Annotated in this window: 21 protein-coding genes; 14 read left to right on the forward strand and 7 right to left on the reverse strand. The window is 44.2% G+C overall.

Annotation, left to right across the window (positions count from 1 at the left end; genetic code table 11):
• Positions 1-16: 16 nt before the first annotated feature.
• The gene (ytxJ, locus tag HRT75_RS00235; RefSeq protein WP_291181882.1) at positions 17-409 is read right to left on the reverse strand and encodes a bacillithiol system redox-active protein YtxJ; all 393 of its coding nucleotides are present in this window, start codon (positions 407-409) and stop codon (positions 17-19) included.
• Positions 410-571: 162 nt separating this feature from the next.
• Here ytxJ and clpB point away from each other — a divergent pair, with 162 nt between their 5' ends.
• The 4 genes from clpB to HRT75_RS00255 all read left to right on the forward strand — a co-directional run bounded on the left by clpB (position 572) and on the right by HRT75_RS00255 (position 5,188).
• Positions 572-3,172, forward strand: coding sequence for an ATP-dependent chaperone ClpB (gene clpB / locus HRT75_RS00240; protein WP_291181884.1), 2,601 nt, complete (start codon positions 572-574; stop codon positions 3,170-3,172).
• A 105-nt stretch (positions 3,173-3,277) separates the two neighbouring features.
• Positions 3,278-3,871 carry a TetR/AcrR family transcriptional regulator gene (locus HRT75_RS00245; RefSeq protein WP_291181886.1) on the forward strand — a complete coding sequence of 198 codons (594 nt, stop codon included), beginning with the start codon at positions 3,278-3,280 and terminating at the stop codon, positions 3,869-3,871.
• A gap of 37 nt (positions 3,872-3,908) precedes the next feature.
• Positions 3,909-4,394: an acyl-CoA thioesterase gene (locus HRT75_RS00250; protein WP_291181887.1), complete on the forward strand. Its 486-nt coding sequence runs from the start codon at positions 3,909-3,911 to the stop codon at positions 4,392-4,394.
• A gap of 278 nt (positions 4,395-4,672) precedes the next feature.
• Positions 4,673-5,188 carry a phosphoglycerate mutase family protein gene (locus HRT75_RS00255; RefSeq protein ID WP_291181889.1) on the forward strand — a complete coding sequence of 172 codons (516 nt, stop codon included), beginning with the start codon at positions 4,673-4,675 and terminating at the stop codon, positions 5,186-5,188.
• On the opposite strand, the gene HRT75_RS00260 is transcribed toward HRT75_RS00255, so the two are convergent.
• On the reverse strand, positions 5,185-5,955 hold the full coding sequence (locus tag HRT75_RS00260) for a DUF6503 family protein (RefSeq protein WP_291181890.1): 771 nt from the start codon (positions 5,953-5,955) through the stop codon (positions 5,185-5,187). The genes HRT75_RS00255 and HRT75_RS00260 overlap by 4 nt on opposite strands.
• Positions 5,942-6,703, reverse strand: a complete 762-nt coding sequence (locus HRT75_RS00265) for a DUF6503 family protein (RefSeq protein ID WP_291181892.1) — start codon at positions 6,701-6,703, stop codon at positions 5,942-5,944. Before HRT75_RS00265 ends, HRT75_RS00260 begins: the two co-directional genes overlap by 14 nt.
• A 143-nt stretch (positions 6,704-6,846) precedes the next feature.
• Between HRT75_RS00265 and smpB the strand changes: the two genes are divergently transcribed.
• Entirely contained in the window at positions 6,847-7,314 is a 468-nt protein-coding gene (gene smpB, locus HRT75_RS00270; protein ID WP_291181894.1) for an SsrA-binding protein SmpB, read from the forward strand.
• Between the two features lie 79 nt (positions 7,315-7,393).
• Positions 7,394-9,868 carry a DUF5686 and carboxypeptidase regulatory-like domain-containing protein gene (locus HRT75_RS00275; RefSeq protein WP_291181895.1) on the forward strand — a complete coding sequence of 825 codons (2,475 nt, stop codon included), beginning with the start codon at positions 7,394-7,396 and terminating at the stop codon, positions 9,866-9,868.
• A 12-nt stretch (positions 9,869-9,880) separates the two neighbouring features.
• On the opposite strand, the gene dinB is transcribed toward HRT75_RS00275, so the two are convergent.
• Positions 9,881-11,098: a DNA polymerase IV gene (gene dinB, locus HRT75_RS00280; RefSeq protein WP_272832024.1), complete on the reverse strand. Its 1,218-nt coding sequence runs from the start codon at positions 11,096-11,098 to the stop codon at positions 9,881-9,883.
• Positions 11,095-14,064 carry a PHP domain-containing protein gene (locus tag HRT75_RS00285; RefSeq protein WP_291181897.1) on the reverse strand — a complete coding sequence of 990 codons (2,970 nt, stop codon included), beginning with the start codon at positions 14,062-14,064 and terminating at the stop codon, positions 11,095-11,097. Before HRT75_RS00285 ends, dinB begins: the two co-directional genes overlap by 4 nt.
• Before the next feature lie 51 nt (positions 14,065-14,115).
• Here HRT75_RS00285 and HRT75_RS00290 point away from each other — a divergent pair, with 51 nt between their 5' ends.
• Positions 14,116-14,880 carry a LexA family transcriptional regulator gene (locus tag HRT75_RS00290; RefSeq protein WP_291181898.1) on the forward strand — a complete coding sequence of 255 codons (765 nt, stop codon included), beginning with the start codon at positions 14,116-14,118 and terminating at the stop codon, positions 14,878-14,880.
• A 328-nt stretch (positions 14,881-15,208) separates the two neighbouring features.
• On the opposite strand, the gene HRT75_RS00295 is transcribed toward HRT75_RS00290, so the two are convergent.
• Entirely contained in the window at positions 15,209-15,850 is a 642-nt protein-coding gene (locus HRT75_RS00295) for a protein-L-isoaspartate(D-aspartate) O-methyltransferase (protein WP_291181899.1), read from the reverse strand.
• Positions 15,851-16,010: 160 nt separating this feature from the next.
• On the opposite strand from HRT75_RS00295, the gene HRT75_RS00300 reads away from it, so the two are divergent.
• The 7 genes from HRT75_RS00300 to miaA are packed head-to-tail and all read left to right on the forward strand — an operon-like array spanning position 16,011 to position 22,965.
• The gene (locus HRT75_RS00300; RefSeq protein ID WP_291181900.1) at positions 16,011-16,976 is read left to right on the forward strand and encodes a Gfo/Idh/MocA family oxidoreductase; all 966 of its coding nucleotides are present in this window, start codon (positions 16,011-16,013) and stop codon (positions 16,974-16,976) included.
• A gap of 12 nt (positions 16,977-16,988) precedes the next feature.
• Positions 16,989-17,876, forward strand: a complete 888-nt coding sequence (locus HRT75_RS00305) for a 3-hydroxybutyryl-CoA dehydrogenase (protein WP_291181901.1) — start codon at positions 16,989-16,991, stop codon at positions 17,874-17,876.
• A 3-nt stretch (positions 17,877-17,879) separates the two neighbouring features.
• The gene (locus HRT75_RS00310) at positions 17,880-19,115 is read left to right on the forward strand and encodes a DUF1015 domain-containing protein (RefSeq protein WP_291181902.1); all 1,236 of its coding nucleotides are present in this window, start codon (positions 17,880-17,882) and stop codon (positions 19,113-19,115) included.
• Complete coding sequence (locus HRT75_RS00315; protein ID WP_291181904.1) at positions 19,116-19,772, forward strand: YggS family pyridoxal phosphate-dependent enzyme; 657 nt, start codon at positions 19,116-19,118, stop codon at positions 19,770-19,772. It begins immediately after the preceding gene.
• Positions 19,772-21,163, forward strand: coding sequence for an exonuclease domain-containing protein (locus HRT75_RS00320; protein WP_291181905.1), 1,392 nt, complete (start codon positions 19,772-19,774; stop codon positions 21,161-21,163). The genes HRT75_RS00315 and HRT75_RS00320 overlap by 1 nt, the downstream gene beginning before the upstream one ends.
• A 26-nt stretch (positions 21,164-21,189) precedes the next feature.
• The gene (locus HRT75_RS00325) at positions 21,190-22,032 is read left to right on the forward strand and encodes an ion transporter (protein WP_291181906.1); all 843 of its coding nucleotides are present in this window, start codon (positions 21,190-21,192) and stop codon (positions 22,030-22,032) included.
• Positions 22,033-22,035: 3 nt separating this feature from the next.
• Positions 22,036-22,965 (forward strand): tRNA (adenosine(37)-N6)-dimethylallyltransferase MiaA, encoded by a 930-nt coding sequence (gene miaA / locus HRT75_RS00330; protein ID WP_291181908.1) that lies wholly within the window; start codon positions 22,036-22,038, stop codon positions 22,963-22,965.
• On the opposite strand, the gene HRT75_RS00335 is transcribed toward miaA, so the two are convergent.
• A partial coding sequence (locus tag HRT75_RS00335) for a response regulator transcription factor (RefSeq protein ID WP_291181910.1) occupies positions 22,962-23,592 on the reverse strand: 631 nt, incomplete at its 5' end. The genes miaA and HRT75_RS00335 overlap by 4 nt on opposite strands.

The following is a 23,592-nucleotide window of genomic DNA, read 5'->3' on the forward strand; positions in this document are numbered from 1 at the left end:
AATGTTACAGTGAACCTTAAATAAATCGCTCTAAACTAGCAGCTTGGATCTCATAATGGGAAGCAGCGTGTACCGTTGATCCGTTTTTGATCACAATGAGCTGCGGGCTTTGGTGAAGCACTTGAAATCGAATCGCGATCTCATTTGACAAGTCGCGGTAAGACAATAGGTCTAAATAATAAGGTTGGATTTGAGCAGCCTCGTATTTATAGGAACCTGTGAACTGGCGCATAGTCATACTGCTAATTCCGCAGCGTGTGGAATGCTTGAAGATCAATACGGGTTTGGTTTTGGAAAGTTCAACCAACTCATCCAGTTGTTTGATATCGGTTAGTGGAATCCAAGGAATCTCAAATTGAGGTTCTTTTGGGGTCGATTCACTATTGAAGATTTTTTTAAACAGATTCATAGCACAAAAATAAAGGTTCTAGATCAGCATTCCATAGCGGTTATAAGACTGATCTTGCCATTCTGTCGTACTAAAACGCAGGACTTTACGTCAATTTGACGGTTTTTCACTCTGGTCTGAGTTTTGATTCTGTAGTTGCGAATCCAAATCAAAGGAAAGACAATGAATTTTAATAATTACACTATAAAATCGCAGGAGGCCGTGCAGCAAGCGCATCAACTTACCCAAGAGTTGTCGCAGCAGCATATTGAGCCCGAGCACCTTTTTAAGGCCATGCTTGAGGTGGACGAGAACGTACTGCCTTACCTGCTTAAAAAGCTCAATGTCAATCCCAAAGCCTTGGAGCAGATTCTAGATAAAGAATTACAGAGAAAAGCCAAGGTGAGCGGAGCCGACATTATGCTCGGCAGAGAAACTGCCAAGATCCTCAATGACGCATCCATTACTGCCAAAAAGCGCGATGATGAGTTCGTCTCTATAGAACATCTTATGCTCGCCATTTTTGAGAGCAAAAACACCATAGCTCAGGCCTTGAAAGATCAAGGCGTGACCACTAAAACTTTAGAAGCCGCCATAGAAGAGCTGCGCAAAGGAGAACGCGTAACCTCTGCCTCCGCAGAGGAATCCTATAACTCCTTGGCCAAATATGCCAAAAACCTCAATCAGTTGGCCCAAGAGGGTAAACTGGATCCGGTCATTGGTCGTGACGAAGAGATCAGACGTATTTTACAGATCCTCTCCCGTCGAACCAAAAACAACCCCATGTTGGTTGGAGAACCTGGAACGGGTAAAACGGCCATAGCTGAAGGCCTTGCTCACCGCATTGTGGACGGCGACGTACCTGAGAATTTACAACAAAAGCAGATCTACAGCCTGGATATGGGAGCCTTAATTGCAGGGGCTAAATTCAAAGGGGAGTTTGAAGAGCGTCTTAAAGCGGTCATAAAAGAAGTGACCTCTAGTGACGGCGATATCGTGCTGTTCATAGACGAGATTCACACCCTGGTAGGCGCCGGAGGTGGTCAAGGTGCCATGGATGCAGCCAATATTCTCAAACCGGCTTTGGCCCGCGGAGAGTTGCGCGCCATTGGAGCTACTACCCTTGATGAATACCAAAAGTACTTTGAAAAGGATAAGGCTCTAGAGCGTCGATTCCAAAAGGTACAAGTAGATGAGCCCGATACCGAGAGTGCAATTTCCATCCTTAGAGGGATCAAAGAGAAATATGAAAATCACCACAAGGTGCGTATCAAAGACGACGCCATCATAGGTGCTGTGGAGCTTTCTCAACGCTATATCACCAATAGGTTCTTACCGGACAAGGCCATTGACCTTATGGATGAAGCAGCTTCGAAGCTGCGGATGGAGATCAATTCCAAACCCGAAGAGCTGGATGTATTGGACCGTAAGATCATGCAGTTGGAGATTGAGATCGAAGCCATTAAACGCGAAAAGGATGAAGCCAAGCTGAAGATTCTTAGAGCAGACCTGGCCAACCTCAAAGAAGAGCGCAACGAGATCCACGCCAAATGGAAGCAAGAAAAAGAGGTAGTCGATAGCGTGCAGCAGATCAAAACTGAAATCGAAGCCTTAAAGTTAGAAGCAGAACGCGCCGAACGTGAGGGCGATTACGGAAAGGTTGCTGAACTTCGCTATGGAAAGATCAAAGAAGCTCAAGAAGCTTTAGACATCAAACAGTCTGAATTGGCTGCCCAGCAAGGATCGGCTTTGATCAAAGAAGAGGTCACCCATGAAGACATCGCAGAAGTGGTGGCTAAATGGACGGGAGTTCCTGTGACTAAAATGCTGCAAAGTGAACGTGAAAAATTGCTGCAATTGGAGCAAGAATTGCACAAACGCGTGGTAGGACAACAAGAAGCCATTACTGCAGTAAGTGATGCTATTAGACGTTCACGTGCCGGGCTTCAGGATGCTAAAAAGCCGATTGGTTCCTTCTTATTCTTGGGAACCACAGGAGTTGGTAAAACCGAGCTCGCCAAAGCGTTGGCCGAGTATCTTTTCAATGATGAAAACGCCATGACACGCATAGACATGAGTGAATATCAGGAGAGACACAGCGTGAGCCGTTTGGTGGGAGCACCTCCGGGATATGTAGGCTATGATGAAGGCGGACAGCTCACAGAAGCTGTGAGGCGCAGACCTTACTCCGTAGTCCTTTTGGATGAAATTGAAAAGGCACATCCCGATACCTTCAACATTTTGTTACAAGTATTGGATGAAGGCCGTTTGACAGACAATAAAGGACGAGTTGCTGATTTTAAGAATACCATTATCATCATGACCTCCAATATGGGTAGTACTATTATTCAGGAGCGATTTGAAGCAATCAAGGATCTGGACAGCGCTATGGAAGCGGCCAAGGTTGATGTACTCGGACTGTTAAAACAAGCCGTGCGACCAGAGTTCTTGAATCGGATTGACGACATCATTTTATTCACCCCACTTACTAATAGTGATATTGCTCAAATTGTGGGACTACAGCTCAAAGGAGTGATTAAAATGCTCAACAAGCAAAACATCACTTTAGATGCTACCGATGAGGCCATCGCCTTTTTGGCGGAGCGTGGATTTGATCCGCAGTTCGGAGCCCGACCAGTAAAACGAGTAATTCAGAGAGAAGTGCTCAATGCGCTATCTAAGGAGATCTTAGCCGGAACAGTATCCGCAGAAAGTATCATTTTACTGGATAGCTTTGACGGCAAACTGGTCTTTAGAAATCAAAACGATTTGGTAAACTCTTAGTCAGACCTGAAAGTTAAAAGCCTCCCAAATGGGGGGCTTTCCTTTTGCATATAATATACCGTTTGGTATTTTTTATTATCTTTGGTACTACAATTCAATGCAATTATGCTTACCAAGGCAGAACGTACGTCCAAATTCATAGTAGAAACTGTAGCTCCTATTTTCAATCAGCAGGGCTATGCGGCTACTTCCATGAATGACTTAACCAAAGCAACGGGCTTGACCAAAGGCGCCATTTACGGCAACTTTGAATCCAAAGAAGCCTTGGCGATTGCTGCCTTTAAATACAACGTAAACGAGCTGTTTAAACAAATCAGTTTACACCAACAGGAAAGTGATTCCGCTTTGGGAGCACTCTATAAGATCACCGAATTTTACCGTTCTTACTACCAGTTTAGCAGGAAGTTAGGCGGTTGCCCTATTTTAAATATTGGCGTGGATGCCCATCACAATGAGAGTCCACTTATGGCACAAGTACAGCGCGTGATCACCAAAAGTCAGCAGCACATTCAGGGTCTGGTTGAACTGGCCGTTGCTGAGGGAGACCTCAAAAGAGAATTTGCCCAAATGGAGTTTGGCAAACTCATGTATACCCGTATTCAAGGCGCTATTTTTATGATGCAAACTATGGACGATCACAATTATGTGGTTGCTGCAGTAGATGCCTTGGATCAATTGATAAAAACCTACGAAACCTAATTTTTTTAATCAAAAATATACCGATTGGTATTTTATTATGGAGAAATTACCTAAAGTACTCGAAAGTGTGAGCAAGATCCGATTTCAAGATTGTGATCCTTTTAATCACCTCAACAATGCGGAATACCTCAACTATATGATCAACGCCCGCGAGGATCAACTCATAGAGCATTACGGGATCGATATTTATGAAATGGGACGCAAAGAAGGAAAGAGCTGGGTTGTGGGTAGTACACAGATCGCTTATATCAAACCTGCCTTTACCATGGAAGAAGTCAAGATAAGCAGTCAATTATTGCAATATTCGGACAATTCGTTGCTGGTTGAGATGCGGATGAGCGGATTGAAAAAAGGAGATCTCAAAGCCTTCATGTGGAGTAACTTTGTGCATTTCAACCTCTTAACACAGAAAAAAGAGCAACATTCTGAAAAATTTATGAATCTTTTCGAAGCAGTAGCAAATCCACTGCCTGAAACGACATTTGAGCAGCGAATTTCGACATTTCGGTCGCAAAAGGTGTAACAAAGATTTTTCTCGGTCGTCATATGGGTGTATCAAATTAAAAAACGAAACGCCAAAAAATGAAGATCATGGAAACTACAATCAGTAAAAAGATACAACCTAGACGCAATCACGCCTTAGCCGTTTACGTTGGGGTTGTTACACTAGTAACACTATTCTACTCACTTTCTGTCAGCATGTTGTAAGAAAGAACCTGAATTGGTGGTTGCCTAAAGGAAGCACAGCGCTTCTTTTAGGCAATTTTATTTTATACCTTCCACTGCTGTAAAGCAAACTGTATGAAATCTATTGCCTCTTTAATTCTCTTTTTGACGCTCTGCGGCCCTTTAAGTGCACAGATGCAGTCTTCCCAAGAGGAATCCACAACCGTTTATTACTGCATTAGACACGCAGAAAAGGACCGCTCCAACGCAGACAATAAAAACCCAGACTTAACGCAAGCAGGCCTTGAGCGTGCCGAAAATTGGGCCAAAGTCTTTTCTACGGTTGATTTTGATGCCGTTTACAGCTCCGATTATAATAGAACCCAACAAACAGCAGCACCTACAGCAGCTTCCAAGGGGCTTGAGGTATTGTCCTATAACCCAAGGGATCTGTACAATAAAGATTTTGCCGCGGCTACTGACGGAAAAACAGTTCTAGTTGTTGGACATAGCAATACCACACCCGTATTTGTCAATGCAGTTTTAGGAGAAGAAAAGTATCCTTGGATGGCCGACGACAATAACGGCGGCCTTTATATAGTGACCAAAGTTGGAGAGACGGTGTCTGTGCAAATAGTACAGATCAATTAGTCTTCTGGAAGACTTACCGCCACATCCCTATAGGTAGTGACCGCTTTGCGTTGCATATTGCCAGTATTATAAGCAATCCCCAAAGAGTCAATACGCACGTCTTTATTGCGACCTGCTGTTTGATAAAGCTCAAAGTCTGAAAAGAGCATGCTGTTTACTCTTCGCTTATACGCAGCAGCCATGAATTGCTTTCTGCCACTGGTTTCATCATTTTGTTTAGCAATGAAATCGATTTCATAGGTGTCTTTACTGATCCAAAGGATATAAGCTCGGTGATCAGGATCGCCTCCTGGAATCTGCTTGTAACTCACCTTGAGCTTGTGATAGGGCTTTAAACGCATGTCCTCCATCCCCAAGTACTCTAAGATCACATCATTCCCCGTAAGCGAATACGGAATGTAAAAGTCATAGGCTACATTATTAACGCGCTCTCTGATCAAGGTCATTTGACGCCCGCCTTGATCTACCAGACTGTCACCTATTTTATAGGTTAATCCGCCGTTAAAAGTATTCACTTTATGCAGGACGCCGTCTTTTTCTTGAGACATCTCATAGTCATAAGTATAACCTTCTCGCTTGAGTTTAAAATCGTAATTGTTCAAACCAAAACTAATGGTAGCACCGTCATAGTGTCCTCCCCCATGGGCGGCTATTGCGCTATCCAATAAAGCTCTGGGCTGAATTTGTTGTTGGGGTTCTACCTGTTGGCAGCTTACCATTGCGGCCGTTGTAATTAGTGCCGTTATAATAAGTTTAATTTGCTTCATCTGTAATTTGTACAGTTACATTTTCTAATTCGATCTTAGACACTTCTATTAGGCTTCCTTGCTCGTAGAGGTAATCTAGGTCTTCTAAGGCTACATCGAGGCCTTTTGGCTTGTAGTTGATATAATCTTGAACGCGGATACCATTGATCTCTCGGGGATTCGTTGCCGCTCTAAAACGAATTCCTCCGCCCTCGGTCTCATAAGAATAAGCTAAATAATCCATAGAACCGGTCTCAGTATCAAGCCAGTAAACGAATACATCCTGAAAATCCACACCGCCACCTTCTTGCTTAAAGCGAACTTCTACTTCGTGATAAGTCTTCCCTTTAATTGAATCCGTGCCGAGGAGTTTTTTCTGAACCGCAGCGTCATTTAAACCATAAGGCAAACGCGCAAAATAGTGTACGGAATTTACGCTATTGGTGAATTTCACCTTCATGGAATCGACTATATTCATCTCAAACTCATCATTCAACACCTGGGTGTAACCCGCATTGGTGACGCGGTCCGTAATCTTGCCGATGGCCTTGTTGTATGAAATTCGATCTAAAGTAAACTGTCCTCCTTCTTGTAGGGAACGATACTCGTAATCCCTGAATTTAAAAGTCATCTCTGCGCTTTCAAACTTGTCACCTCCGTGATACTCAATGGCGCGGTCCACCAATTGTTGGGCAGTAAAATTAGGCTTAACCGTTCTGGGATCGGGTTGTTGTTCTTCTTGATTCTTCGCGCCCTGATTGCAACTCATCAGACTAACTAAACAGAGCAAAAGGAATATTCTTGATGTGGTCATAAAACAAAAATACACAGAACACGCAATCTGCCGCAGTTCCCCGCTCTTAAAATTTTGATAAGACCCTTAGAAATTAGATTTAGTGTTAAATTTGCCGCATGAGTTTACAGAAACAAGTACAAATCAAAAACCGCAAAGCGCGCTTTGAATACGAGATCTTGGATCGGTATACTGCTGGGATAGTTCTGGCTGGTACGGAGATCAAAGCGATTCGTGAAGGGCGAGCCTCTATTGCGGAGAGTTTCTGTGAGTTCAATGACCATGGAGAGTTGTTTGCGATCAATATGACCATAGAGGAATATTCGCATGCAACACACTTCAATCACAAACCCAAAAGTGAGCGCAAGCTCCTTTTAAACAGAAATGAGCTCAAAAAGCTCGAAAAAGAGGTGAAGAACTCTGGGCTTACGATCATCCCCCTATTATTATTTACCAACGATCGTGGGCTTGCCAAATTGGAGATCGCCTTATGTCGAGGTAAAAAACTCTACGACAAGCGCGATACCATTAAAGACAGAGACAACAAGCGTAACCTTAGCAGGATCAAGAAGAACTTTAACAATTAATGGTAAATTTATGTTAGCTAACACTTTTTTAAGAAGTGTATAGCGCGCCATTGATTTTATTTGCCTCAAAACATTGACCATGCAAAAACCGCTACTCCTACTCCTATTTTTAGTCACCACCTTATCCCAGGCCCAAATCAAGGGACGAGTAACTGACAAAGCCGGAGAACCCCTTCCCTTTGTAAACATATTTGTTCAAGACAGTTATCTGGGCACCACTTCTAATGAATTGGGAAATTATGTCTTGGAACTCCCAGATTCTGGAGATTATACTTTAGTGTTTCAGTATTTGGGTTTTGAAACTTTGAGTAAAACCGTGAACTACAAAGGAGGATCTCAGACGCTGGATGTGAGTTTGGAAGCGACCAGTTTGAGTTTGGATGAGGTAGTGATAGATGCCAGTGAAGACCCGGCTTACCGTATCATCAGAGCTGCTATTGCCAATAGAAAGCAGAACAGTCAACGCATTTCCGCATATACCGCAGATTTCTACTCCAAAGGTCTTTGGAAGGTTACTGAAGCCCCTGAGCGGATCATGGGAGAAGAAGTTGGTGACTTTGGCGGGGCTTTGGATTCCACGCGTACGGGAATCATTTATCTTTCTGAGACCATCTCTGAGATTGCCTATCAAGAACCCAAGGATTTTAAAGAAAAGATCATCGCTTCTAAAGTGAGCGGCAACGACAACGGCTTTAGTTTTAACAGCGCCGGAGATGCGAACTTCTCCTTTTACAACAACACCATTGAGATCAATGCGCAGTTGGTATCGCCTATTGCAAGCAACGCCTTGGAATACTATCGCTATAAATTAGAAGGTGTTTTTTATGAGGATGGTAAATTGATCAATAAGATCTTGGTGACTCCTAAACGCAGCCAAGACCGCGTTTGGCAGGGTTACGTCTACATTGTAGAGGACGATTGGGAGTTCTACGGAATTGATTTAACTACCTCAGGAACGGCCATTCAAATTCCCTTTGTCAAAGAATTGGTCTTCAAACAAAACTTCACTTATGATAAGCAAAAAGAGTTTTGGGTGAAGATCTCTCAGACCATTGACTTTAGCTTTGGACTCTTTGGTTTGAATGGAGACGGACGTTTTACGGCAGTTTACAGCAATTACAACTTTGACCCTGGCTTTACCAGAGCTAGCTTTACCAATGAGGTACTCACCTTTGTCGACAATGCCAATGAAAAGGATTCCTTGTACTGGAATCAAGTTAGACCCGTTCCACTTACTCCAGAGGAAATCTCTGATTATGTGCGTAAAGACAGCATTCAGACCTTACGCAAATCCAAAACCTATTTGGATTCGATTGACTCCGGCAATAACAGGCCTTCCCTTTTAGCGCCTCTTACCGGTTACACCTATAGAAACAGCTATGAGCGCTGGAACGTCACTTATGATGGCCCGAGCTTTCAATTCAACACCATTCAAGGTTATACTCCAGAGGTTGGTTTGAGCTTTTTCAAAGGTTTTGATGAGAATTACACCCGTTGGTTGAGTTTCAATTCGCGCTTTAATTATGGGATAGATGATGACCGCTTCCGATTCAACGCTAGGGCTACCTATAGATTCAATGCCAAAAACCGCGCCCGACTCAGTGTAAGCGGAGGTGTCACTGTAGACCAGTTTAACGGCAGCGAACCCATATCACCCTTTGTGAACGCGATAAGCAGTTTGGCCTTTGAGCGGAACTTCCTAAAAGCCTATGAGCTGCGCTCGGGAGCCATAAACTACGGCCAAGAAGTGGTGAACGGTTTATTTTTAACCAGCCGTTTGGCTTATGAAGAACGGGTACCCCTGTTCAACAATTCCGATCAGGTTTGGTTTAGGAATTCTGGAGTTTCCTATACCTCCAACAATCCACTAGACCCCACAGACTTTGAAAATGCCGCGATTGACAAACACAATATTGTCAAGGCTGGGGTGAGCGCTTATATTACCATTGGGCAGAAATACATGAGCTATCCAGACTTTAAGTTCAATGTGGGTGGTGACAATCGTTTTCCACGAATTCAGCTGAATTATGAAGGCGGATTCTCGGCTTCTAATGAGAATTACAACTTCCATCAATTCAGTGCAGGCTTGTATCAGAGCTTTAGAATTGGCAACAAAGGCCGATTCCGCTACAACCTAAAAGGGGGAACCTTTGTTAATGGAGAAGATATCTCTTTTGTAGACTTCCAACACTTTAACGGCAATCAAACCCGCGTGAATGATGGCGGGGTGTATACCAATGTATTCAATAACCTGCCTTATTACGCCTTGAGCACTAACGATTCTTATATGGAATTCCATGCCGAACATCATTTTAACGGTTGGCTTTTAGGGAAGATCCCAGGTTTGAATCAACTCAACTTCAATTTAGTAGTAGGCGGACACGTGCTAAGCACCGTGGGTAATAAGCCTTATTACGAGTATTCTGTTGGTTTGGACAATATCGGTTGGGGCAAGTATCGTTTGCTGCGGATCGATTATGTGCGTTCCAGTCTTAACGGAGTGAATGACGGCATATTCGTCTTTGGCCTGAAGTTCTTAGACTTCTTGGATTAAGTTCTCTAAATACTATTGCCTTCTGTTAGCTAATAGCGGCGGCGGTTCCCCAGTAAAGGGATTCCAGCGTCCAATACTCTTTGCATTCATCCCAGCAGCTTTGATCACCGCCCGATCTCCATATCGGGCGCGCATCTTGTCCATGGCTTGGTAGAGGTTGATGATCTTATCGTTGTCTTGAAACAGGTCGATCTGTTGTCCACCAGAGACCAAATGGCTGAACCGCACACCAATTAAACGCACCAAAAGTCTGCGTTGATAGAGCTTTTTGTACAGCTCCATAATTACCGGCAGTATCTTGTGATCTGCCGCACTGTAGGGAATGCGCTTTTGCATGGTATAGGTTTGAAAGTCTGAATAGCGAATCTTTACCGTAACACAAGCCGTAAGCTTATCGCCGCGTCGCAGTTGATAAATCAGGTTTTCTGCCATGGCGGTCAATATCCCTTTTAATTTCTGCGGATCTGTAGTGTCTCGGTCAAAGGTGCGTTCTGTAGAGATGGATTTTCGCTCGTGATATTGCACCACTGGCGAAGGGTCTATCCCATTGGCCTTGCGCCAGATCACTTGCCCGTTCTTACCAAAAACCCTGGCCATCATATCCAAAGGCATCTCCTGAATGGTTTGGATCCGCTTGATCCCCAGATCACAAAGCGAACGGTAGGTGACCTCCCCAACCATCGGGATCTTCCGTACCGAAAGCGGCGAGAGAAAAGGTTTTTCATTGCCCTTTTTTATGCGGATCTTATTGTTGGGTTTGGCCTCTCCGGTAGCGATCTTAGAAACGGTTTTGTTGGTAGAGAGTCCAAAGGAAATGGGCAAGCCCGTTTCTTTGATGATCCGATCCCGCAGCTCCGAAGCCATTTTGTGACATCCAAAAAAACGATCCGTTCCCGTAAGGTCAATATAAAACTCATCTACCGAGGTCTTCTCATAAAGCGGTACGCTCTCTTTGATCACATCGGTAACCATATCAGAGAATTTGGAATAGACTCCAGAGTTCCCTCGCAGCACTATCGCCTCCGGGCAAAGCTGTTTGGCCATTCGCATGGGCATGGCCGAATGTATTCCAAAGGTACGAGCCTCATAACTGCAAGAGGCCACTACCCCACGGTCTGTGGTTCCACCGATCAATACCGGTTTTCCTTCCAATCGGCTATCTAATAGCCGTTCACAGGACACAAAAAAGGTGTCCAGATCCATATGTACTATGGCGCGTTCACTGTTCATATTCGCAATCCTTTTTTAGAATCGGCATAACGTGGATCCGCAATGATGGGCAATCGCTCCATCCTACTCACCTCTACCGATACACATCCAAATTCTTCCATCACTACGCCCGTGATCCGGTAAATTCCCTTGCCCCTAAAGGGGTATCTTTTAGCCACCGGCGGGAAATGTACGGTGTCAATAAAATCGCCATCGCGGTCTAAGAAGTTGCCAAAGAACATCCCCTTTCCACCTGTGGTGTTGGTGCGTTTGGTGGTCACCAAATAGCCTTCTATGGTTATGGTCTTACTGATGTAGGCCATCAGTTGTCGGGCCCTCAAAGTATTCCCACCCGGATTCAGCAATAAGAAAAAAGGCGAACACAGCGGAAAGCCCAAAAGCTCCATCTGATCAAAAGCATCTTCTAAAACCGTGGTACTGAGTTCTGGGGTTTGATAGTTGACCTTCTCTGCCTTAAAGAGTGAAGGCATGGGTTCTGCCACCGCCGTTTTGCCCAGCTTCATATGAGCTTCCCAAAGCAATTCTCGCTTATTGACACCTGTAAAACGAAAGGCATCTATTTTGATCAAAATGGCGAGCTGCTCCATGCCTACCGGCACCCGTTCTATAAAATCATCCAGACTTTTAAAAGGGCCATTAGCTGCGCGCTCACTCAGTAAGACCTTAGCCGTATTGCTCTCAAAAGCGTGCAAAAACATAAAACCCAAATAAATATGCTTGCCTTTGATGATGGTCTCATGTTTGCTGGTGTTCACGCAGGGCGGCTCAATGATTCCGCCGTGCAAACGCGCCTCATGCACATAGAATTCTGTACGGTAGAAGCCGCCAAAATTGTTGATGGTCGCCACCATATACTCCAAAGGAAAGTAAGCTTTGAGATACAGACTTTGATAGCTCTCCACCGCATAAGAAGCGGAGTGTCCCTTGGCAAAGGCATAACCGGCAAAACTCTCTATCTGTCGCCAGATCTCTGCAATCAAAGCATCGGGTTTACCGGCATTGCGGCAGTTCATAAAGAATTGATCCTTTACCTTGGCAAACTCTTCCCGAGAGCGAAACTTACCAGACATCCCGCGGCGCAGCATATCGGCCTCGCCCAAAGTCAAACCGCCAAAATAGTGCGCCACCTTGATCACGTCTTCTTGATACACCATAACTCCGTAGGTCTCTGGCATGATATCAAGTAGAATCGGATGGGCATCCTTACGCCTTTCTGGGAAACGGTAGCGCAGTATGTATTCCCGCATCATTCCAGACTTGGAAACCCCGGGACGGATCACTGAACTGGCAGCAACCAAGCCTAAATAGTCGTCCACCCGAAGCTTTTTAAGCAGCATCCGCATGGCTGGAGATTCCACATAGAAACACCCAATGGCTTTGGCATTTCGCAGCAGGTATTTGATCCGCTCGTCCTCTTTAAAACCTTTGATATCGTGAATGTCTATGGGCTTTTGTTTGGGGCGGTTGTAAGCTACAATACCTACGGTTTCCTTGATCTTTCCCAGACCGCGTTGGCTCAGAATGTCAAACTTATACAGGCCAATATCTTCTGCCACTACCATATCGAACTGGGTGGTGGGAAAGCCCTTGGGCGGCATGAAGGTAGCCGTGTAATAATGTATGGGCTTTTCTGCGATGAGAATGCCTCCGGCATGGATTCCCAGATAGTTGGGAAAGCCTTGAATACGTTTGCTATAGGTTACCACCAAACGAGAAAGGGAATCCAATTGTTCAAAGACATAGCTGCCTGCAGAAAGCAGATCGATCTCCGCCTTGGGCAAACCAAAGACCTTCCCCAATTCACGGACAGCGGCCTTGTATTTAAAGGTGTTATAAACCGTGAGCAAGGCACAATTCGGGAAACGTTTAAAGATGAACTGAGTCACATCGTCCCGATCACTCCAAGAGAAATCAATATCAAAATCTGGCGGGTTTTTGCGGTACAGATTTATGAATCGTTCAAAGTAAAGATCCAACTCAATGGGGTCTACGTCTGTGATCCGCAGCAAATAAGCTACTATACTGTTGGCGCCACTGCCTCGACCCACATAGAAATAGCCTTTGGAACGGGCGTATTTTAGGATCTTCCAATTGATCAAGAAATACGAGACAAAGCCCATCTCGCGAACTATTTTCAGTTCTTTTTGAATACGATCCAAGATCTTATCGTCTGCGGATTCGTACCGATAGGCCAAGCCTTGATAGGTCAATTTTTTGAGCAGTCTGAAATCCAGCTCAGCATTGCCGGTATAAGTCCTTTGGTTATTGGGCGTCTCGTTAGAAAAATCAAACTCAAAACGACAAGCCTCTAGCAAGGCCGTGGCATTGTCTAACAAAAACGGAAAAGCTGCATATTGCTGCTCCAAAGCCTGAGGCGCACACAAAATATGTGTCTCCAGACCTTGTTCAGATTCTGGCAGCTTGCTCAAAAGCGTATTGTTGTCTATGGCCCGCAACAGCCTGTGAGTATTGAAACTGCGTTTTCCCGCAAAGCTCACGGTGTAGAGGGCCACCAACTTGTGCTTGCGCTTGAGCCAGGGAGAAAACTTCAATCGATTCAGATCCTGAGGGCAGACGCCTAAAAACTCGTGCTCGGCTAATTTGGTTCCCTTAAAACTCGCAAAAGGGTAGATTATAAAACTGTCTTTAAGTGTAGCTGCCCGTGCAGGAATCTGTAGATCTTCATGCAAAAAATGAGACAAATAGCGGTTGATCTGCGCAAAGCCTTTCTGGTTTTTTGCCAAGGCGATGAACTGCTGTTCGGCCCCGTTTCTAAAATCCACACCAACTACCGGTCTGATGCCGTATTTATGACCCAATCTAAGCAAGTCAAAGCAGGCCGAAACACTGTTGATATCCGTAAAGGCCATTTGCTGTATTCCCAGGCTGGAAGCGGCTTCCAACAAGGGTTCCGGAGCAAAAGTGCCGTAACGCAAACTGTAGTATGTATGGGTATTGAGAAACACATTTCAAAATTAGCTATCATTTGTAGTAATTATTGCTTATATTTGTAGTAAATGAATAAAATTATTCACAAAAACATCAGACACCTGCGCAAGCTCCGCGGACTCACTCAAGAACAGTTCGCTGAAGAGCTGCAAGTACCGCGTTCGCGTATTGGGTCTTATGAAGAAGGCCGTTCGGAACCGCCCATTGCCATGCTGGTAGCCTTGTCTGATTTCTTTAAGATTCCTGTGGATATTTTGATCAAGAACGACTTGACCAGTGCTCAAGACCATTCTTTTATTGAGATCGGACAACAGCGGGTACTGTTCCCCATTCAGGTAGATGAGGCCAACGAGAACGTCATTGAAGTAGTGCCGGTAAAGGCTTCTGCGGGTTATTTGTTGGGCTATGATGACCCAGAATACATAGAACAGCTGGAAAAGATCAAACTGCCCTTCTTACCTACCGGAAAGCACCGCGCCTTCCCTATTAAAGGAGATTCCATGCTGCCGCTTAAAGACGGATCTTATGTGGTAGCGCGCTTTGTGGAAAGCCTGGACGACATTAAAAACGGAACCACTTATGTGGTAGTAACCCTAAACAACGGGATCACCTATAAACGTGTGGAGAATAATTTAAAGACTCAGGGAAGCATTCGTTTAATTTCTGACAATAAAGCCTATGAAGCCTTTGAGGTTCCGGCCGCAGAGATCGTTGAACTTTGGGAATTCACTTGTTCCATCAACACTCAGGAATACGACGCCCAAGAGCTTAAAATAAGCAGCATTGCACAAATGCTTACCGAATTGCAAGTGGAGTTGCAGAGTTTGAGATAATAAGATCAGTGCCTATTAAGCAATTGCCTATACTCGCCCAACCAAATCCACATACCTAGGATTCCAAAGAATAAAATAAGCCATGTAGCACGCCTTTTTAATTTGCGACTCATTATGGCTGATCTCCATATAAACCATAGAAATAGCCCATAAAGCGCGATAAACATTATGACAATTATTGAATAAAACCAAGGGTTCTTAAATGTGTGAATGGTATCTATTTCTAAATTGAAAATTAAATAAGTAAACCATAGAAGTTGAACAATAGTATTCACTATCAAAACCACTCTCAGTTGCTTAAATTCAATCACAGACTTTAAAGCTTAACTTAATTCTTATCCTCCAAAAGCGGTACAAAGCGGAACTCGCCGTATTCTTTCTTGACGAATTTAGTTTCAGATTCACGAGTGTAAACCGTCATGATCTGTACCTTCTCGCCCACGGGAATCACTAGGCGCCCACCAATAGCTAGCTGCGCCATGAGTGGTTTGGGTACAAAAGGAGCTCCAGCGGTAACGATCACCCCGTTAAAAGGCGCGAATTCTGGTAAGCCCTTATAACCGTCTCCAAAGATGAGACGCTTAGGGCGATAGCCCAATTTGGGTAAAAAGAGTTGCGCTTTTTTGAACAGTTCATTTTGACGCTCAATGGTAAAGACCGTTGCACCCATTTCCATAAGCACAGCGGTTTGATAACCACTCCCCGTGCCTATTTCCAAGATCTTATCTCCTGGCTTGACTTGCAAAAGCTCACTTTGACGCGCTACAGTATAGGGTTGTGAAATGGTCTGATCTGCAGCAATAGGGAAAGCCTTATCCGCATATGCGTGATCTAAAAAGCTGGAATCCATAAACAAATGTCTCGGGATCTTGCCAATAGCATCCAAAACTGCGGGATCGGCAATGCCTTTGGCTTTGATCACATCGACCAATTGCTTGCGTTTGCCTTGATGTTTGAAGGAATCTTTCACGGTTAATTTGAGACTCACAAAGAAAACGAACAAAAAGCTTTCCTGCAAAAATCACAGCAGATTTATCCTGTGTAGTTCGGGGAATAAATGCTATTTTTGTTAAGGCTTTTGGAGCTTGTAAATCTGCTCTGTTTGCCGTCAAAATCAACAATCAAAAACTATGCTTAAAGCCGGTGTTGCAGGTGCTGGGCATCTGGGAAAGATCCATTTAAAACTATTGCAAGAATCCAATCAATACGAGTTGATGGGATTCTACGACGCAGACCCAAAGCAGGCTGCTGCCATCACTGAAGAATTTGGCTACAAAGCCTATCCTTCATTAGACGCCCTTATCGCCGACTGCGATATGGTGGATGTAGTAACGCCTACCCTATATCATTTTGATACTGCTAAAAAGGTCATTGAAGCCGGAAAGCATCTGTTCATTGAAAAACCCATTACCACAACGGTAGAAGAAGCTGAAGCTTTAAGAGCTTTGGCAAAGAAGCACAAGGTACGTGGACAGGTGGGACAGGTGGAGCGATTCAATCCAGCCTTTAGAGCTGTTGTGGATCGATTTGACAACCCGATGTTCATTGAAAGTCATCGTTTGGCAGAATTCAATCCAAGAGGAACAGACGTTTCTGTAGTGCTTGATTTGATGATCCATGATATTGACGTAATTTTAAGTGTGGTGAAATCACCCGTTAAGAGTGTAACCTCTAACGGTGTTTCCGTGATCAGCTCTACTCCAGATATTGCAAACGCTCGTATCGAATTTGAAAACGGTTGTATTGCAAACTTAACGGCCAGCAGAATTTCACTGAAGAATATGCGTAAGAGTCGTTTCTTCCAAAAGGATGCTTATATCTCAGTAGACTTCCTGGAGAAGAAATGCGAGGTAGTAAAAATGATGGACGCCCCAGAGACTCCAGACGACTTTGCAATGATCCTCACCAATGCTGATGGGCTTAAAAAGCAGATCTATTTTGACAATCCGGAGGTGACTCCAAACAATGCCATCTTGGATGAGCTCAACACGTTCGCAGAGGCCATCAAAGACGATAAAACACCAATTGTGAGCTTGCATCAAGGTACTGAGGCTTTGCGCCTGGCCATGCAAGTCATTGAAAACTTTAACAACTAGAATACAGTATATATGAAGAATGTAGCCGTAATCGGTGCAGGAACTATGGGTAATGGAATTGCCCACACTTTTGCCCAATTCGATTATAAAGTACAACTGATTGATATTTCCCAAGCTTCTTTGGATCGCGGGATGACCACCATTACCAAGAATTTGGATCGTATGGTAGCTAAAGAAAAGATCAGCGAAGAAGACAAGGCGCGTACCCTGGGTAATATCACCACCTACACCAGTTTGGAAGAAGGTGTAGAATACGCCAGTTTGGTAGTAGAAGCGGCTACAGAAAACGTAAACCTAAAGCTGAAGATCTTTGAAGACTTGGATAAGCTTTGTCCGGACGATACCATCTTAGCTACCAACACCTCATCGATCTCCATCACACAGATCGCGGCGGTAACCTCTCGACCAGAAATGGTCATTGGAATGCACTTTATGAACCCTGTGCCGATCATGAAATTGGTAGAGATCATCAAAGGATATAACACCAGCCAAGAAACCTATGCTACCGTAGCTGAGATCTCTGAGAAACTTAACAAGGTTCCGGTAGAGGTGAATGACTATCCTGGATTTGTGGCTAACCGTATTTTGATGCCGATGATCAATGAGGCTATTGAAACGCTTTACAACGGCGTTGCCGGAGTTCAGGAGATCGATACGGTAATGAAGCTCGGAATGGCACACCCAATGGGACCTTTGCAATTGGCTGATTTTATAGGACTGGATGTATGTCTTTCTATTCTAAACGTGATGTATGAAGGCTTTAAGAATCCTAAATACGCTCCTTGCCCACTGCTTGTCAATATGGTAATGGCGGGGAAACTCGGCGTTAAGAGTGGAGAAGGATTCTACGATTATTCAGAAAGTCGCAAGGCCGAAAAGGTCGCAGCAATGTTCGCATAGTCTATGGCTGATGTTCGTCCTTTTGCCGCAGTAAGACCGGCACGCGAACTGGTCAGTATAATGGTCAGTAGATCTTATGACACCTACTTACCTAGCGAGCGGAATGCGCGTATGAAGGCCAATCCCTTCTCTTTTTTGCACATCATCAATCCCGGTTTTAAATACCAAAAGAAACTCTCTGGGAAAGAGCGTTTCGAGATGGTGCGTAATCGGTATTTAGAATTCAAAGAAGAAGGTAATCTGATCCAAGATCCTCAAGCCTGTTATTACGTATATCAGATCATTGATAGAGATGGTCACACCTATCGCGGGATAATTGCTGCTGTAAGCACTGAAGATTATCAAAACAACATTGTCAAAAGGCACGAGGATACTTTAGCGCAACGCGAAACCTTGTTTACCGAATACCTGCATACTGTGGGATTCAATGCAGAGCCCGTGCTACTCACCTACCCCGCCAATGATCCGCTAGAAGACATTATGGATGCCGTGGTTCAAGTGCGGGCAGAATATGAATTCACGACTACCTTTAGAGACACTCACTACCTCTGGCCCGTGAGTGATCCTGAGCAGGTGAAAGGCATTAAGGCTTGTTTTGCAGAAATGTCGCAGATCTATATTGCGGACGGACACCATCGCTGCGCGAGTTCAGTGCGCTTGGCAGAGCAAATGGAAGGAAGTCCTATGGGAGAAGGCAGCGATAGCTACAACTATTTTATGAGCTATTTGATCCCAGAGAGCGATCTGCGTATTGAAGCCTTTTACCGCATGATCAAGGATCTCAACGGGCTGAGCAAAGAGGCTTTACTCATAAAACTAGACGAATATTTCCGCATAGAAAATCGCGGGGTGAGTCCGTACCAACCGAGCAAGAAACATCACTTTGGGATGTATTTAGACGGCGAGTATTATTCCCTCTATTTACGTAAATTCAAGGTGGAATTTAAAGATGCCTTGCAGGCCTTGGATTCTCAATTGCTATTGGATACTATTTTACAGCCAATTTTAGGGATCAAGGATCCGCGGACGGACAAACGTTTGGGTTACCACAGTGAGCGTGAAGGGCAGTTCAACATTAAAGACGCTGTCGACTCTGGCAAATACGCTTTAGGTTTCAGTATGGTTGCCGTTAATGTGGAAGAACTCAAAGCAGTTGCCGACCAGCAATTGACCATGCCACCAAAAAGCACTTATATTCTGCCTAAATTACGATCGGGCATTACGGTTTACGAATTCTAAATGAGTATATCAGAAAACATAAAGCAATTCAAGGAAAAGCTCCCGGAGCAGGTCACGCTAGTTGCAGTATCTAAGACCAAACCTGTGGAAGATCTGCAGGAAGCCTATGATGCTGGGCAACGAATCTTTGGTGAGAATAAGATCCAAGAAATGGCCACAAAATGGGAGGAATTGCCCAAGGATATTCAGTGGCATATGATTGGGCATGTGCAGACCAATAAGGTTAAGTATATGGCGCCTTTTGTGAGTCTGATCCACGCTGTAGACAGTATCAAATTGCTTAAAGAGATCGATAAGCAGGCAAAAAAGCACGATCGGGTGATCAACTGTCTGATCCAACTCAAAATTGCTAAAGAGGACAGTAAATTCGGACTTGCACCGCAGCAGTTATCAGCATTGATCGAAGAGAAAAAAGCATTAGCACTCAATAACGTTCAAATTGTAGGATTGATGGGCATGGCCACCTTCACAGACGATGAACAACAATTGCAGCGCGAATTCAAAATCTTAAAAGAAAAGTACGACGCACACCAACAATCTGAATCTTGGAACGTTCTCTCCATGGGAATGAGTGGCGACTACCCTATTGCCATTGCAGCAGGTAGCACCATGGTTCGAGTGGGTAGTGCTATATTCGGTGCCCGCAATTATCATTAATGTACGCGATTTTAGACATAGAAACCACGGGCGGGAAATACAATGAAGAAGGTATAACCGAGATCGCTATCTATAAATTTGATGGCCACGAGGTGGTGGATCAGTTTATCAGTTTGGTGAATCCAGAGCGCAAGATCCAACCTTTTGTGGTCAATCTTACGGGTATTAATAACGAGATGCTCCGCAATGCCCCTAAATTCTACGAAGTTGCTAAGCGTATCATTGAGATCACGGAAGGCTGTATTTTAGTAGCTCACAACGCGCAATTTGATACGCGTATCCTCAGAACAGAGTTTGACCGATTGGGTTATGACTATCAACGCGAGTCGCTATGTACCGTAGAATTATCTAAAAAGCTGATCCCAGACATGCCCTCCTACAGTTTGGGGAAATTGGTGCGCTCTTTAGGCATTCCTTTAAGCGATAGACACCGTGCGGCTGGTGATGCCAAGGCAACGGTGAGCCTTTTTAAACTGCTGCTCACCAAGGATCAGAAAAAAGAGATCATCAGTCAGACTGTTCGGATGGAAGCCAAACGGCAGTTGGAGCCCAAATTGCTCGATATGATCGAGGCTACGCCATCGGTGACTGGGGTTTACTATATGCATCGGGAGGACGGAAGCATTATTTACATTGGAAAGAGTCGCAACATCAAAAAGCGGCTGAATCAGCATTTCACCTCAGACAATAGAAAATCCAAAAAGATCCAATTGGAAGTAGCAGCCGTTACTTATGAGGCTACGGGAAGCGATCTCATCGCGCAGCTCAAAGAATCCGAAGAGATCAAACGCAACAAACCCGTTTACAACCGGGCTTTACGCAAAACGATCTACAATTACCAATTAGGACTCACTAAAGATGAAGCGGGTTATTTACAGTTCAAAATTGAAAAGACCAATTTGGACAAACCAGCCATTACCACCTTTACCAATTACCAACAAGCCAAGTCCCAACTTTTTAAGATTACCGAGCAGCACCAATTGTGTCAAAAGCATACTGGACTCCACAAGACTGCAGGGCCCTGCTTCTTACAAACTATCAAAGAGTGTGATGGCGCCTGTATTGGACAGGAACCTGTGGAGCAGTACAATGCCCGTGTAGAGCGGTTTTTAGCCATGCACAGTTATGAGAATCAGAACATGGTGATCATTGACCACGGCCGTGAAGTAGATGAGCGGTCTGTAATTCTCATTGAAGAGGGAAGCTATAAAGGTTTTGGTTTTTTTAATTTGAATTATCAGATCAACAACTTGGAAATACTGCGTTCCATCATCTCTCCTATGGAGGACAATAGAGATGCCCAACACATCATTCACTCCTTTTTGAGACGCAAAAAAGTACTCAAAGTAATTCCTTTAGAGCAACTACAAAACGGCTCTAATTTTAACTAGCTTAATTTTTCTTTTAAATTTACAGGGTGAAGGAGCTAAAACCCAACAAAAGCGAATCCTGGCGCAGCCGTATCCACGAGGTGATCTATGAGGCCGATACGCCGGCCGGAAAGACTTTTGACGTGATCTTATTGATCCTGATTGTACTGAGCATTGTCTTTGTCATGATGGAAAGCGTCGCCTCAATTGACGCCAAATACCACGACTTACTTTTAATTGGAGAATGGATATTGACCATTTTCTTTACCATTGAATACATACTGCGGATTGTCAGCATTAAGAAACCTTCCCATTATATTTTCAGTTTTTATGGGATCATTGACTTTTTAGCAACGATTCCTTTGTACCTATCGCTCTTTTTGGGAGGAACCCAAGCCTTGGTGACTGTGCGGGCCTTGCGCTTGTTACGGATCTTTAGAATCCTTAAAGTTACCCGCTATGTGGGTGAATCCAACAAACTGGTTCGCGCCATAAAACACAGTTGGGCCAAGATCTCCATCTTTTTATTTGCAGTGTTGATCGTTTCCATCATAGCCGGGACCCTGATGTATTTTATTGAAGGAGAAGAAAGCGGATTTAGAAACATCCCTATCAGCATCTATTGGTGTATCGTAACACTGACCACAGTAGGTTATGGCGATATTGCTCCGGTGACTCCTTTAGGCCAATTTTTATCTGCTATCATCATGATCATGGGATACGGCATCATTGCGGTGCCAACCGGTATTATAAGTGCTGAATACGCCCGCAATACCAAAGTGGTCAATACCAATACACAGAGCTGCAGATACTGCGGAAAATCAGACCACAGAGACGGTGCAAAGCACTGTTTTAACTGCGGAGAAGACCTTCACCCCAACGCCAACTAATTGATGAACGATCAAAAGGTTTTACTCACAGTTGTTGGGCCCACAGCTATTGGTAAAACAGCTTTAGCCATTAAACTGGCTCAGCATTTTAATACCGAGATCATTTCTGCTGATTCCAGACAGTTCTTTAAAGAAATGCGTATTGGCACTGCCGTGCCTACAGCTGAAGAACTGGCCGCGGCTCCGCATCACTTCATTCAGCATTTATCCGTACAAGACCCTTACAGTGTGGGTGATTTTGAGCGAGATGCCCTAACCCGCTTGGAGGAGCTTTACAAAGAACAGAATGTGATAGTCATGGCAGGTGGTTCCGGACTTTATGTGGATGCGGTCACCCGAGGCCTGGATTCTTTCCCAGAAGTTTCTGAAGGAGTTAGAGCAGCACTCACTGAGCAATTAGAACAAGAAGGTATTTCTGCCTTGCAGGAAGAACTCTTGGCAAAGGATCCTGAATATTATGAGCAGGTTGACCTGCAGAATCCACACCGATTGATCCGTGCTCTGGAAGTCATTAGAAGCAGTGGAAATACGTTTAGTAGCTATAGAAACCAAGCACCAAAGTCGCGTGCTTTCCAAACCATTAAAATTGGACTCACCGCAGATAGAGCCGTGATCTACGATCGAATAAATCAACGCGTTGACCTCATGATGCAAGAAGGCCTCTTACACGAGGTAAAAGGCCTATTATCATATAAAGAGCTCAATGCGCTACAAACTGTGGGTTATCGCGAACTGATCGGTCATTTGGAAACGGATTTACCGTTGCAGGACGCAGTAGACGCCATCAAACAAAACACAAGACGATTTGCCAAAAGGCAACTCACTTGGCTTAGAAAGGATCCGCAGATCCATTGGTTTGACTATCAAACTCCATCAGACACCATCATTGCCCAACTAGAGGCAAAATACGGTACACTGTTAAAGCGGAATTAGTTTTCTACTTCGTCTTTGACCACCAAACGGAAACCTTCTCCGTGGATGTTCAAGATCTCAACACCGTCGTCTTTACTCAGGTACTTACGCAATTTGGCAATGTATACGTCCATAGAGCGAGACGTAAAGTAATTGTCGTCTCTCCAGATCTTGGTAAGCGCCAATTCACGAGGCATTAGATCGTTTTTATGAAGCGCTAGCAAACGCAAAAGATCATTCTCTTTTGGAGATAGTTTGCTCGGCTCTTCTTTGTTGTAAGACAAGAAGCGAAGTTTAGAATTCAAGTGGAATTTCCCGATCTGGAATTCAAACTGTTTGCTGTCTGACAAGGAATCTGTTGCTTTGCGTTGGATGATGGCTTTGATCTTCATCAAAAGAACCTCAGAATCAAAAGGCTTGTTCAAATAATCATCTGCTCCTACCTTATATCCTTTAAGTACATCTTCTTTTAAGGCTTTAGCGGTAAGGAAGATGATCGGCACATCCTTATTCTTCTCGCGAATCTCCTTCGCTAAGGTGAATCCGTCTTTATAAGGCATCATCACATCGAGAATACACAGATCAAAATTGTCCTTTTTAAACTTTTCGAAGCCTTCCATACCGTTTTTAGAATTAGTGACATCGTAT

Origin of the sequence: Gilvibacter sp., assembly GCF_013214815.1 — a bacterium.
GTDB lineage: Bacteria > Bacteroidota > Bacteroidia > Flavobacteriales > Flavobacteriaceae > Gilvibacter.

Coding starts and splice junctions, on each gene's coding strand:
- ytxJ (WP_291181882.1), bottom strand. CDS start 409: ATGAATCTGTTTAAAAAAATCTTCAATAGTGAATCGACCCCAAAAGAA.
- clpB (WP_291181884.1), top strand. CDS start 572: ATGAATTTTAATAATTACACTATAAAATCGCAGGAGGCCGTGCAGCAA.
- HRT75_RS00245 (WP_291181886.1), top strand. CDS start 3,278: ATGCTTACCAAGGCAGAACGTACGTCCAAATTCATAGTAGAAACTGTA.
- HRT75_RS00250 (WP_291181887.1), top strand. CDS start 3,909: ATGGAGAAATTACCTAAAGTACTCGAAAGTGTGAGCAAGATCCGATTT.
- HRT75_RS00255 (WP_291181889.1), top strand. CDS start 4,673: ATGAAATCTATTGCCTCTTTAATTCTCTTTTTGACGCTCTGCGGCCCT.
- HRT75_RS00260 (WP_291181890.1), bottom strand. CDS start 5,955: ATGAAGCAAATTAAACTTATTATAACGGCACTAATTACAACGGCCGCA.
- HRT75_RS00265 (WP_291181892.1), bottom strand. CDS start 6,703: ATGAGTTGCAATCAGGGCGCGAAGAATCAAGAAGAACAACAACCCGAT.
- smpB (WP_291181894.1), top strand. CDS start 6,847: ATGAGTTTACAGAAACAAGTACAAATCAAAAACCGCAAAGCGCGCTTT.
- HRT75_RS00275 (WP_291181895.1), top strand. CDS start 7,394: ATGCAAAAACCGCTACTCCTACTCCTATTTTTAGTCACCACCTTATCC.
- dinB (WP_272832024.1), bottom strand. CDS start 11,098: ATGAACAGTGAACGCGCCATAGTACATATGGATCTGGACACCTTTTTT.
- HRT75_RS00290 (WP_291181898.1), top strand. CDS start 14,116: ATGAATAAAATTATTCACAAAAACATCAGACACCTGCGCAAGCTCCGC.
- HRT75_RS00300 (WP_291181900.1), top strand. CDS start 16,011: ATGCTTAAAGCCGGTGTTGCAGGTGCTGGGCATCTGGGAAAGATCCAT.
- HRT75_RS00305 (WP_291181901.1), top strand. CDS start 16,989: ATGAAGAATGTAGCCGTAATCGGTGCAGGAACTATGGGTAATGGAATT.
- HRT75_RS00310 (WP_291181902.1), top strand. CDS start 17,880: ATGGCTGATGTTCGTCCTTTTGCCGCAGTAAGACCGGCACGCGAACTG.
- HRT75_RS00315 (WP_291181904.1), top strand. CDS start 19,116: ATGAGTATATCAGAAAACATAAAGCAATTCAAGGAAAAGCTCCCGGAG.
- HRT75_RS00320 (WP_291181905.1), top strand. CDS start 19,772: ATGTACGCGATTTTAGACATAGAAACCACGGGCGGGAAATACAATGAA.
- miaA (WP_291181908.1), top strand. CDS start 22,036: ATGAACGATCAAAAGGTTTTACTCACAGTTGTTGGGCCCACAGCTATT.